4 protein-coding genes are annotated in these 14578 nt (G+C 34.5%); all 4 read left to right on the top strand.

Translation table 11 applies throughout. The features are described 5' to 3' along the window. The first annotated feature begins 35 nt into the window (after positions 1–35). Positions 36–731 carry a hypothetical protein gene (locus B5D55_RS02510; protein WP_078932419.1) on the top strand — a complete coding sequence of 232 codons (696 nt, stop codon included), beginning with the start codon at positions 36–38 and terminating at the stop codon, positions 729–731. Between the two features lie 76 nt (positions 732–807). After that, complete coding sequence (locus tag B5D55_RS02515; RefSeq protein WP_078932420.1) at positions 808–5673, top strand: PBECR3 domain-containing polyvalent protein; 4866 nt, start codon at positions 808–810, stop codon at positions 5671–5673. 21 nt (positions 5674–5694) lie between these two features. After that, positions 5695–13929 carry a JAB domain-containing protein gene (locus B5D55_RS02520; RefSeq protein ID WP_078932421.1) on the top strand — a complete coding sequence of 2745 codons (8235 nt, stop codon included), beginning with the start codon at positions 5695–5697 and terminating at the stop codon, positions 13927–13929. 13 nt (positions 13930–13942) lie between these two features. Further along, a complete protein-coding gene (locus B5D55_RS02525) occupies positions 13943–14575 on the top strand; it encodes a hypothetical protein (protein WP_078932422.1) in 633 nt (210 codons plus the stop codon). The last annotated feature ends 3 nt before the right edge of the window (positions 14576–14578 follow it).

The following is a 14578-nucleotide window of genomic DNA, read 5'->3' on the forward strand; positions in this document are numbered from 1 at the left end:
ATGTTACGGCAATAACAATACGAAGGAGCAAGATCATGATTAACGAACCTACAGAACCAGAAACAAAAAGAAACAGTGCCATTGACAGAATGTTTGATGACTTTTTTAAAGAACATCAGGATGACAGCTACCCGACACCAAAATCCCTGGTAAGCTATATCGAAGCTGCTGGTGGAAGTGTAGGAGTAGACCGAAAAACTTTTCCAAAAATATGGTGGAAAAGAGCCTGTGAACATGCGGCAAATTCTGGAGGTCAGCTTTTTATGTCGGAGTATGACTTGGAGCAGACATTTACTAAATACGGCATTGATTTTTCTCACCACGACAAAGACAAGCTCTGGGGCGACTGTCTTTTTGAGTATATGAACAGAAAAGAACTTTTCCCTGAATTAGCACCAGAACGGCTTTCTGGCTATGAAGCAAATGTTGATGTATTTTTGAACAAAGACCAGTATCAACATGTAAATCTTGGTCTGATTGTTGATAAACAGAACAAGCGTTTTGCACTTGGAGTAGGAGACGCTTTTCCTTTAGTAACTGGTAAGAAAGTTTCTAAAGGTCAGATTATTCAGCTTGCTTCAATGCTTAAAGAAATGGGAATTAAGGAAGTTGAAATTGAAAGTGAATATGCTAGAACTTCTTTAGCACGTGTTACAGGTCAGGACAAAAAAAAGAAACCGTCTGTAAATCACAGGAAAAGCGTAGATGATGTAGATAGTCCATCTATGTAATTTTTAATCGTTGGGTTGTAATTAGATTTATATACCGTAAACAACAAATAATTGTATATTGCAGGAGAAAAATAAAATGGCTGATGAGAATAGAACAGAAGAAAGTGCTAAATATCTTGAAATTGTAATGCTTCGAAAAATGGGCATTGATGTAGTTCTTGATAGAGATGAATTCACCCGTGTCTTAAAAGCAAATGAAAAGTTGCAGAAAATGGAGCTTGAACTTAGTGAGCTTTCAAAATTAAAGAATGAACTTAATTCATTGAATGAAGAAAAAAAGACTGTTGATGAAAACAATCAGAGACTCAAAGAAGACAGCGTTGAACGAGGCAAAAGGAATTTCACAGAATTTATTGAAGCCGCAAAAGCCATGAAAGAGTTTATTCCTGCTACTAAAGAAATTCAGTCTTATCATACATCTTGGTACGATATAAACAAAATCAAAGTTCAAGTAGATAATTCTGCTTCGGACAATGCTTCTTTTTATGATATTACAGAGGGTAAATTCATATATGTATCAAAAAGAGATGATGACAGTATTGTATGTACAATTAAAAACAATACAAATGAAGCTATTGTTTATTATGATGAAAATAATAACTTTATCGACGAAAAAAAGAAGCCTTGGTACTTGTACGAAAATTTTGCAAACTCAAATCACATCAGCGAACTAAAAACCGCCATTAAAGAAGACCTTGAAAAGCGTATTGGAACAACAAAAAAGCAGCTCGATAAGGCACATAAGGAACTTCATGAGGCAGAAAAAGCTGTAAAGAATAAAAATCTTCTTTCTGAGAATCAGAGTACAGAACCTGCTGAACCTAAAAAATTTGATAACAGCGTAAGTATTTCAAGCGATGAGTTCCTTGAACTTTCAAGAAGTATTGACTCAAAAGATTTTGAAAAGTTTGCAGACAGAATACAGGCTGGAAGTGCCGAATACTGGACATACTTGGCTTGTGTTCAGATTGAGGAATACAACACTAATCAGCTTAGATGGATTTTGGAAAACAGGGAAGTCCGCTTTGATGAAATCAAAAGAAACGATGTGCTTACTGAGAAGGTAAGAGAAGAGACAAATCTTTCAATGAGTCTTCCACAGTGGGCGGCAGTTTCTGATGACCCCGCAATAATTGATGCAGTCTTTTCTAAGATGACGGAAAAAGATTTTGCATGGGCAAAAGAAAACGGTGTCTTTAATAAAGCGGAAGAATTTTATAATGAAAAGTTTGTTGAGAATCCAGAAGAAAGAAACAGCTCTGTTTCATTTGACTCTCTTAAAAACTGGGTAAAACAATACAGTCCGGAATCTTTCAGCGAGAATAAGCCGGTACACTATTATGCCCGACAAGTTCCGCCCGAAGAACAGTATTACGACATTGACGAAGAACTTTCAGAACTTGAAGTTTCTATAATTGAAACTTATACAGGAAGCAGATATTCAGAAATCATTAACAATGATATTCCTAACGGCAGTATGAGCCAGTTTGCAGACACAATGAATGAAATCTCAGACGATTTTGATACATTCTTCCAAAACGGCGGAAAACCAAGTGAACAGGACCTTGAAGACGGCATAGCGCAGTATGCAAGCCTTGAAGAAGCTGTAAATACAGAACTCCCTAAAAAAGACGGCTCAAAATACACAGAAGAAGAAATGAAAGAATGGCGTAATGTCTTTGAACGCTATTCAAAAGCTGGTGACATGGGAAGTCACTGGTCTAGTACAAATGCAACGCATGAAGTTCTTACACAGGTTATGGAATTGCAGACAGGAGAGCCTTTTGTTCTTGCAAGCCTTAAAGGTTCTTCTCAGGGCGAAGATGTTACTGCCGTTATTCCAGAAAAACTTTACACAAAAGAGTTTGTAGAAGACATTGAGGCTAAATACTGGAATGAGGGTGTTGAATATCTTGTTTTTGAAGATGATTCGGGAAAAGTTCGTAATCTTGAAGACCTTCAGGAACATGATGTTTTTGAAAACAATTCTGTAAGTTTTTATCTTCCTTCATACAAATCAGTAGAAAGATTAGCTGTTGCTTTAGGTGCAAAAAAGGGCGAACTTACAGTCTATGATTTTGAAGGATATAAAAAAACTCCAAAATACGAAAAAGTTCAATACATGAAAACTCTTACAAATCCGCTTGATGACCTGCGTACAGTTCTTAAAGCATACGACAAAGGATTTGACAGTGAATATAAACTTGATGATTACGATGAAAACAGAGTAACAAAAGGTAAGTGGAGCATTGCGACAGGCGGCTATGATCAGGCATGGGAACTTTATTATGAAAATACTCCTGTTGCCTCTTGTGATACTGATAATATACTCAATGGTTACGGACACGATTTTAATGATTTTACGGAAGCCGATGTGCTTCGTGTCGTAACTCAGGAATATAAAAATGTAAAATGCCCAGAAATTAAACTTCCGTCCCTTGATGATTATGAAGAATACCTCAATGATTATTTCCATGACGGTTCTTTTACACTTGAACCTGAAAATGCTTTTGATGAATATCCGTTTGAAAGATTATTAAATCAGAGTTACAACCGTCATTTTCATTATGAAAAAGATTCTGTCGGCGGAGTAGTGCTTTCTTATGATTATTCAAACCATACAGAATATTTACAGCCGGGTGATGATGCAAATGTATTCCTTGAAGAAGTCGAAAAAATCGAAAACGGTGTAATTCAGGTTAATGCAGAAGAGCAGCTGGATAATCTTATTAACAATTATTTTCCTGATTTCTTCCCTGATGATTTCCGTGATGAAGATACAAAAAACTTTATTACACAGCAGGAAATTATTGAGGCTGTAAACAACTATGAATGTGGTAAACTTTACAGAGAATATGATCCAGAAGGTTTTGAAAAAGACGCACAGGAATGGATTGAAGACCATTCTCCAGCATTTACAAATGTTTCTGAATTGCCACAATTTATGAAAGCAATTCCTTTTGCAAAATGTGAATTAAAGAAAATTGAAAATTGGCAGGTTGAAGAGGCTAAAGAATGTGGATTAAATCTTGAGGGATATAAACACGAAATTACTACTGATTTTATTGCTCATGTTGTAAAGAATCACGGTAACGTTATTACTGAAGCACAAAGGGGAAATGTTGCAGTAACGGAAAAAGACCTAGCTTCTTTAAACGATGTTATTACTTCTCCAGACCGTGTTGTATATGGTGTAACAAACAAAGTTTTTGTAGCAGGACAGATTATAGAACGACCTTCTATAATTTATGCAAAAAATATGCCTGATGGAACAAGTTTATACTTTGAAGAAGTTCTCGATGGTAATAAAAACAATTCTATGAGAGGAAAAACTTTCTGGAAAAAAGCAAACCGAATATCAGATGAATCTCTATTGAATATTATTGGAAGTAACAAGTCTGTAACAAATATCGACAATGCAAAAATTAAGGTTCACGAGGATGGAGACCAAATCCATCATTCATCGTCAACAGAAACTGTTGATGCAGAGGTCAATTCTGCCGCACGTGAACCTAATGAAAATATAACACAATTTGTAAAAAAATCAATAGCTGATTACACAGCTGCTAAAACAAATGCAGAAGGTCAAATCTCAAACGGTCAAGTTTTAGGTTTTGTAAAAGATAATAAAATCTTCATCAACATTGATTCTTTCAATGCAGAAACTCCAATTCATGAGTACACTCATCTTTGGGATAAAACTGTTCAGAAGAAAAATCCTGAACTCTGGAAACAGGGCGTAGAGCTTTTAAAGAAAACAGACACTTGGAAAGAGATTGAACGTAATCCAGCCTATGCAGATATTGCAGGTGATGAAGATTTGCTTGCATCAGAAGTTCATGCTCGCCTTGCCGGAAAAGAAGGTGCTGAATTATTCAGAAATATTTCAGAAGAAGTAAGAAAAAATGTCGGCACTGTACTTTATGACCTTAGAAAAGAACTTGCAGAAGAATTCTGTTCTGACAGAATAAATGATGTACAGCCGTTTAGAGATGATTTGAAAAGAATCCATGACACAAACTTTGCCGGTATCAATTTTGAAGTTTCTGCAAAAGAATGGACTCCTATCCGTATTCAGCAGCAATGTGAAGAAATCTGCAACAAGCTCGGTCTTGAATACATGGATGCCACAAGTAATTTCCCACGAGAAGACGGAACTGTGCTTTCAAATGATACATACTTTGTAAATCTTTCTGTCAGCGGATTCAGGAATCTTCCTTTACAGCATGTCATTACTTCTGATGAAATTAAACTTGCAGCTTACAAATGGAATGAAGATTCTTGGAATTATATCCGGGATAATTTTACAGAATGGAAAGAAGGAAACTTAAAATCTGTAAAAGAACTTTCTGTAAATGATTTTGTAAATATCACCATTAAAGACTTTGTAGACGGTAAAAATCCTGTTCCTCATATTACAGAAAATATTAGACAGGAAAATATACAGATGCAGTATGAGCGTAAAACTCACAATGAGTATACCCTAATATCAAATTATGGTTATGGCTGGGAAGAAGAGACTGCTTGGGATAACTACAAAGATGCAAAACAAGGCTTAAAAGAATATCGTGAAAATGGTGGTGGAAGCTATTATCTTAAACATCATACACGAGTACCAAATGGTTTTACTGTAGATGACGGACATTATGTACCTGAAGAAGATATTACTCCTAAGAACTTTAAGGATTACTTCAAATCTTCTCTAAAACTGAGGCAGATTGCCGGTAATCCGCAGAAAGCAGCAGCATATTGTTTTAAGCACGCAAATAGTCCGTCAGTAATACAAGAATGGCTTGAAAAACAGGGATGTACCAGCAAGGAAAAAACAGACAAACTCTTTGAGAGTTGGGTAAAAGAAACTGTAAAACCAGAACAGTCTAAAGCTAATGCAAAGGTGAAGAACAAATCAAAAGAAGATGAAAGCTGGTCCATTTCAGACTAATCAGGTGTGGTGAGGTAAAAAATGTCAGAAAATAATCTTTTAACAATTTTTGAAGGCTCAAAAATCCGCTTGAATTATGATGGTAAAAATATTCAGGGAAAAATCATGCTTTCAGATGGGGATTCTGTTGAAATTGAACCTTTTGAAATCTCTGAATCTGAGCTGAATGATTGCTGGTATGGATTTAAATATAAGGGCAAAGATTTCGATATGAATGTCTGCCTGAATGATGCAGAAAATGAAGGAACTCCTGTCTGTATTTATCCTGTAATCAACGGCACTACAGTAACAACATCAGATTTTGCTGCCATTAAAAAAGACTCTGTTTTTTTTGAAAAACAGAAAGAAATCATAAACAATAATCAAATGGAGAATAAACTTATGGAATTTGAAAAATTATCATGGGAAGAAAGTGTAAATGCACTTAAAGAATATTTTTTAAATAAAGAATATATCGTTTTATCGGACAAACTTGCTGATGAAATATACAGCAGGTATCTTGAAAATGGGCTTGAGCTAAAACTAAAAAAAGATAGTTCTGGTTTTTGTGCAGTTGATACAGAATCTGGGAAAGAAAGTCCTCTTCCACTGGAATCACAGGAAATGATTGAAAATATTATTAACTGGAATGACAAGGAACTTTCTCTCTGGTATGAACAGGCCGCAGATGATGATATTATTGAAAGTATAAAAGGAATTGTCTCTGAACTTGAAGAAATTCATTCACAACATTTTAAGGATATAAGGGTTAATCAGGCTTTCCCTGAAATCTATACAAAAGAAGCTCTTGAAAAAGATGGTATTCCTTATTCTTCAGAATTTCTTATTTATGAAGAACCACGATGGAATTTTAAAAATAATGAAGATATTTTGAATATCATTAAAGATTCAGAACCTGACCTTTATATTAAGATAAGGGATTATGTAAAGGAACAGGGCCTTTCTTCTGTAAACCAGCTTCATTTGGATTTGGGAAAATCCCTTCGTTATGATGATTTATATATCTGGAAAGGCGATTTTTCAAAAGAAACTCTTGAAGAAAAACTTGATGACAAATTTACTGTGCGCTATTCGTGGGATAATGATGAGGGAAATCTTGAAAACGGTGGCGATGAAATCATTATTAAGGACAAAGCTTTTGTTGAAAAACTTAATTCAATGATTAAGGATGCAGTAAAACTTCATATAGAAGAATATGAAAAATTCAAAAACTTCCGAAATGATTTCATGATTAAAAATTGGAATGAAAAGGGACAGGGAAACAATTCCAGTTTTAAAAAAGTTGGTTCTCTTGAATCTATCGACAGCAATAACAGAGAACAAATTATTGCAGTTGAAAAATCATTTGAGCATGAAACTGGCGGCACTCTTGGTGATGACAGGGCAGAACTTGTATTGAAAATGGCAAACTACGATGAAAGTTCATTTAAGTTTCTTTTCGATAGAGAAAACGGAAATTTTGTTGAATATAAAAACAATGAAATTGTTGATGTAGAAACACCTATGGGAATGCTTAATTATCTGCATGATGAAATACAGTTTCAGCTCGAATCACCTCTTGCTAAAAGGGCAGATTATTTTGATGAAGGTCTTTTTGAGTCTATGCAGGATTTGTACAATAAATCTAATTCATTTTATACATGGGATGATTTATATATACTTGCAGAAAAAGAAACCTATCTGCCTGCAAAAGATGCTGCAAGAGAACAGATTGGAAAAGCTGCAAAAAAGTTCGGCATTGATATTGAAGCTTCTGAGATTCCAGAAGATGCCATTGCTGATTTTCTTGAAAAACATCCAGAATTAAACCGTTTTAATGAATCCGGCCAGATGCTCGCTGAAATCGATTCAGAAAATGAAATTTTGAATAAACCGTTTATTCCTTCAGAATATGTTTTAAGCAAACTTCAGGAAAAAGGCATTGAAGTTGTAACTGACAAGAAAGAATTTGAGAGAATTCTTGAAAGCCAGGCTGTTTTACAGAAAATGGCGACAAGTCTTTCTGATTTGAAAAAACTCAGTGCTTCTGTAAAAAAACAGGAAGAAGCAATTTCAAATGAACAGAAAAAAAGTAAGGAGCTTGCAGAAAAAGAATCTGCGATAAATAACCATTCTTTCTCATCGTTTGTTCTTGAAATGCAAAAATATCAGGATATATTTCCTAATAATGAACCAGTAAAAATTACAGACCTTAATTATTCAGAAATTCCATATTATGATTTTGAATTATTTATTGAAAAAGATAAAAATGACCAATTAAGATTACTTTGCAATTATAAGAATAGAAACAATGTGGGTTCTGTTAATAATAATTCTTTTTACAATTTAACCAATGACTCTTTTGATATAATAGACCCTCTTTCTCAGTTCGGCTTTGATATGTTAAAAGAAGTTCTTGAAGTATCGAAAGCTGAATTATCCCGGAAAGATTATATTCCTGAAATTCAAGAAAAGCTTAAAGACATACTGGAATCTCATCAGATTAAAGAAAAAGCTATTCTTGCCAATTTAATAGAAAAAAACAATGAAAGAAAGAACTTTGTTGAAAGCAGAATTGACCAGATAAGTCGGGAAGAAAAAAGAAATGCAGAAAAGACTCTTGAATCCTGGCTCAATCTTGCTGATGAAATGGAAGATTCGCTATGGAACAAAGACCAGTTACAGGTTAAAAAAATATTTACGGAAAACGGAACTGAAGAAAGAAAACCGATAGCGGTCATTTCAGAAAGTGACATGCAAATATTTAAAGGCGTAAAAGACCGTAATCTTTATGCTGATAAATCCTATATTGCAGACCATTATATCAACAGACATCACAATGCAAGGACTTTTTTAAACATTCAGAATGTCCTGGATAATTATGACAATATCTATTTTGATAAAGACCAGAATTCAACCGGATTTACAAAAAGATACGGAAAAATGATTGACTGTGTTTTTATGCGTGTAAATGAAGGCAAGATTATTCTTTTTGGAACGACCTTTGAACAGCCGGAATATAAAATAGAAAACGGAATAAAAAGGGGACGCTTTGAAAAAATAACTCCTGCCAGAAAGCAGGAGCAAAATATGTCATTAGAGGGCAGCACTCCTCTGTCGCATAATTCCATTGACAACAATGAAAAAGCCGCAGTGGCTATCTCTGACGTAAATGACAATTCAAATATATCACAACCAGCAGAAAAATCAAGTAACACGCTTGAAGACGGCTCAATGTTTATAACTCAGATGAAAACTGAAGAAATAAAAGCAAACATTTCAGTACGTACTCCAAGTGATATTGTGCCTTATCTAAACGATTTTTCTAATTCTGAAGTAGAGAACTTTGGTGTCGTACTTCTTGATGCAAGCTATAAAGTAAAAGAAATAAGAGCCGTAACAGTCGGAACAATAAATCGTTCTATTGTTCATGCAAGGGAAGTATTTAAAGAAGCCGTAAGAAATTCTGCTGCTTCTGTTTTGATTTTTCATAATCATCCTTCCGGTAATTTTGAACCAAGTTATGAAGATATAAATACAACTCAAAAGCTAATGGAAGCATCTGACATAATCGGCATACCTGTTTTAGACCATATCATTGTTTCCAAAGAAGGTTATTTCTCATTTGAAGAACACGATATGCTTAATGCACGTACACAGAATTTTATTCATGACGGCACAACCTACGGCTTTGCACATAATGGTAAAATCTACCTTAATTCTGATGTGCTTTCGGCTGAAGCTGCTATGCACGAATATACTCATCTTTGGGATAACCTTACACGCAAAGAAAATCCAATGCTTTGGAATAAAGGCCTTGAGATTTTCAAAGGAACTTCAATCTGGAATGAAGTCATTAACGATGAACATTACCAGGACATAAAGGATGACGAAAACCTTGTTTTGTCGGAATGTCATGCACGAATTACTGGAAAAGTTACAGAAACAGTATTGAACCGCATCGCCGAACTTGACGGAAACGAAAAGCAGGCTGAAATGATTGAATGGGACAAAGAAACTGTTGAATTCATTTTTGAAAATTACCGAGATATTTTTGAAAAAAATTCTTTCAGTTCAGTTGCAGAATTTACAACAGCTACGATGAAAGATTTGTTCAGTCCTGTTGAACAGCAGAAACAAGATATTGCCATCGACTCTTCGGCTTTTGAGCGAATGGAAAAATTCTTTGAAGGAAAAACCTCGTCTTTAGGAAATGGTGATTATCAGAATTTCAAGGAACTTTATGATTGGGTGCAGGAAGAATTTCCTTCAAAAGATAGCGAACATGTGCTTCTTGAAACTGTATCTCGCATGATATATTCAAACATAAACTTCGGAGACCTTGAACCTGCAAGTTATGACGATGTCTATGGTTTTGGTGATGGAGCTGAACAGCGGTTTGATGTTTCTGATGACATCGCAAAAAGGCTCATAAACAATGAAATTACTCCTGACTGGATGACTATTCAGAATGAAGTTAATGATTTTGCCCGTCGAAAATTTATGGATTTAAAGGAAAACAACCCTGACATGCTTCTTACGGACAGCATCAACGAAGCGTTTGAAATTTCAAAAAAATACAATCCGCTTGCAGAAAAAAAAATAAATGATTACACAAAATCTGAAAAAACTCAAAATATTAAGAAAGCCCTTGAGAATATTGAAAAAACTTATACCGAAGATTCTCACGATATAAGAATAGACTATGGAACAGGAATTTTTGGTGCTGATTTGGAAGCTTTAATAAAGGGAAATGATGCCGCAATTTACGGAGAAAAATCTCTTTCTTTTGTCCGCCCAGACAGAGCATCTTTGGAACTTGGAATAGAAGACAAAATTCCTTTCAAAGACCTTATCCGTGGTTATGGTGATAATTTTGTTTCTAACAGTGAAGGTGTAAAAGTTCCTCGTCATATTGAACGCTGGGATTACATGGAAGTTTTTAATTCTGATTATGATGCAGCTCAGCAATGGAAACTTGAAACCGGAGGAAAGCTTCTTGAAAATGGAAAAGACATCTGGATTTCTGACGAAAACCTTGAATATTTTAATTTTCCAGATACACCTGAAAATCGTGAAGCACTCAAAGAATACATTTTGCCTCAGCCGCTTGAATTCAACTGGGATAATTTTACGGAAGAACAGTTCAATGCAGTAAAAGAAGAAATTACGAGCGGAAATATTAAGGAAGATTACAAAGGTCAAGTTTATGTCGGTTCAGTTTGTGTAGAATTCACAATTACAGATAAGGAAAGTTGCTGGGTGGACTACAACAATTACATTCTTGGTGAAAAAGGCGAGGGCGAAATAAGCGGAATCCCATATTCATATCATAATGGTGAACAGGTTGTAATGAACACATTTACAGAAAATACTTATGAAAATTTCAAAACTGTAATTGAAAAGGTTCTTATAGAAGACCTGGGAAAAGACAGCCATCTGAAACAGGAAGCAATGCGTAAAACAATAAACTGGGCAACCATCAACGAAAAGAATAAAGAATCAGCCCTGAAATTATGGAAGGAAAAAGAAGGTGGGAATATGGAAAATACTTTTGAAAACTTATCTAATGAAGAAACCATAAAATACCTGAAAGATTATTTCAATGAAAAAAATGTTTCTATCTCTGACGACCTAGCAGAAGAACTGTTTTATAAACATCTTGATAACGGTCTTGAACTGAAAAAAACAAAGAAAGACCTTTACTTTTATACTGTTGATGAAGAAACAGGAAAAACTGAATATGTTTCTACTCATAAAATTGTTGATAATGTTCTTAGTTGGAACGAAAAAGAACTTTCAGAACTTCATTCAGGAACTGCTGATGACAAAGATATAGAATCCCTAAAAGGTTTTATATCTCAGCTTGAAATAATTAAAACACATTTTCACAGAATTTTTGAAACATTTCCACCTGTAGATTTCAAAATTTCTGATTTTACAGGAAATGAAAAACAAATTTCTTTCATTGATGATGAAGAAAAAATGAAAGATTTTCCAAAACTTTCTAAAGAGGAGTTCCTGTCATCATATTCCTATTTATCAGAAGAAGAATACGATGCTACGGTAAAAGATTACAATGAATTGAATCAAAGTGCTGTACCAAGCCGTTTTTCTGATACTGTAAAAACTGTAGAAGATATAAACAAGGTATATGACAGGAATCTTGATTTTATCGAACAGAATATTTCATTCAAATACAGCAATCCTGAATTCAACGAAATTGATGAAATTGAAAAATGGAAAAACGGTGAACTTTTTATTCATCTTGAAGACCGTAATGGGAATTATACAACTGATATGGGGGCAAACACTCTTGAGGAATATAATTCCTATGCCAACAAAAACTTTAAAACTTATTCCGAAGTCATTAAATATCAGGCAGAACTAAAAGCAAAATTACTTGACAGTGCAATCGAAAACAGCATTACTGAATATCTTAGAAGAGAATATGCCGAAACATCTCCAAATAGTGCAAGGTTTGAAGTTACAGTTGAAAATCAGTCATATCCGATTGATAAGGAAGGGCTTGATTACATTGCAAACACAAATGAATGGGGAAGTGCAGATGACCGTCTTAACGAAGTAATTGACAGAAGGTTTGAAGAAGAAATTGAACAGAAAGAAATTGACATTGTTTCCGATGTACTTGAATACATATCGCAGGAAACAAACGGAAACATTGTATTAAAAAACAATGAAATTAGCAATGTTCTTTTCTCTGATGAACTTGTTCAAATCTATGCACCAAAAGAGGAATTCCTTGCAATCCAGCCGGAAGAAACAAAAGCAGCTTTAATTGAAGCAGGTATTGCAAAGGAAGACCTTTACAAAAATGTTGAAACAATGACTGTTTCCGAAAAAGCAAGAGATGAAATGCTTTCTGCAAGTTTTGCCGGACAGGGCGGACTTACTCAGAAAGCCTTTGCAGATAACGGAATTGAAATCGACCTTGAAACTGCAAATGCTCTTGAAAATTGTTTTTCACATATTGAAGCTATAACAAAATATACCGCTGACGGACATGACATTTTTAGTAAAGGCAACGGCATTGATACAATCAGCGAACATTCGATTGAATATTCTGAAGAAACAAAATCTTGGTTTATTCATGAAAAGAACTGGATAGCTCTTTCTGCAATTAAAGGAGATAAAGCTGGTCCTGATGACTACATGGAAAAAGCAGACAGAGTAGGTGACAGAAACTGGTCTATTGGTTGTGAATTACTTGTCAAATATGTTTATCAGGAAATTAAAGAAGACGGTGAAATGGAAAAAGAATTTCCTGACACATTCAAAAAACTGGAAAAACTTAAAGATTATACAGAGTCTTTAACCGAAGCAAAACAGCTTATTTCTGATTTCTGTTTTGATGAATATATGTCTACACCGACTTTTGATAACTTAAAAGATGTAGGACTTGCTTATACAACATTTGAAGACCCTTATACTCACGAAGAATATGAGGTTCAGACAAGTACAGACCTTGTAAACTGCAAGATTACTACAAAAGTCAATGACAAAATTGCAGATGTATCAGAATATGACAACTTGAAAGATATGGTTGTAAATAGCTTGAATAGCCTTGATTTTGATAGCCTGATTTACATACCAGCTTCAAAAGTTGATGAACTTCTCAAAGAAGAAAGGGAAGATGTTGAAAAAAATCTTCTTGAAAAAGCGAATCAGATTATTGCAGAAACTTTTGATGAACCTTCACTTGCAAAAAGAGCAAAACTTTACGTTCCGTCAAATTACGGATATGAAGAAGACAACAAGATTCATATTCTCGTAGAATTTGACAACGAAGCAGAGCGTGAAGACAACCTTTTCAATGCACTTGCAGAACGTCATCTGGTACTGGCAAACGGTATGGAAGTTGATTTTAATCCGATTAAACCTGAAAAGTCCGGAACGATTGAGCAGTATCTTGAATCTCTTGAAAGAATCAAAGAAAACCGTTATCAGCGCAGAAAAGAGGATAATCTTGCAAATATAATTGTAACTACAGATAACTTCCGTGAAGTTTTTAATAAAATTTCTAAACTTCCAAAGTTCAAAGATAAACCTCTGGAAGCAGCCGGATGGTGTATTGCAAGAGTACCTAAAGAAAAAAGGGAAGAAGTAGGTAAATGGCTTTCAAGTCTAAATGGTCCAAAAAAGAAAGATGTAAATAATCTTTTTGACAAATGGAACAAGGAAAACAATCCTAAACCTGCTGTTAATAAATCAAAAAATAAATCTAATGAAGTAGACGACTGGTCTATTTCTGACTAAAGGAAGGTATAGTATGGAGAATCAGAAGGCTTTTATTGCTACAACAAATTATATCAGAAAAGTAAAGCTGCCGTTTGGAGTAGGTGTAATTACTTCTTTTTCAGAAGAAGATGCAATGAACCTTACTATCCGAAGACGGCATCTTGAAACTCGAAACGAATGGTTTGATATTGAAATTCCTGACCGCAGCACTTTCTTAAACTTAGACAGTCTACTTGAAGAAAATCCGCAGGAATGCCTAGACTCACTTTTTTCTACAAAAGCCCTGTCTTTCTTATTTTATGATGAAGGACAAAAACTTTTTAAGCAGCTGCCACAGATTATTGAAAGTAAAACATCTGTAGAGGAAGAAAAAAATACTCTTGCACAGGAAGAATTGAAAAAGTTTTACGATTCAAAAGCTTATGAACTGAAAAAACTTATGAGTACTTACTCATTGATTCAGTTTATCACAGAAAAAGCCAAAAGAAACGATATGGCAATTACTTCAAGTTTTCTTTCTATGATTGGCATAAACGGCGTTATCTACAGCGAGGACAATAACGAAAGAGCCTTAATTTTTGACGCAAAGAATAAAATCCTTTTGAAAGGTGTTAATTCTCAAATACTGGAAAACTCAAAATTTACAGAGGAATCAATTAAATAGAGG

This window comes from Treponema porcinum, assembly GCF_900167145.1.
In the GTDB taxonomy this organism is placed as follows: Bacteria; Spirochaetota; Spirochaetia; order Treponematales; family Treponemataceae; genus Treponema_D; species Treponema_D porcinum.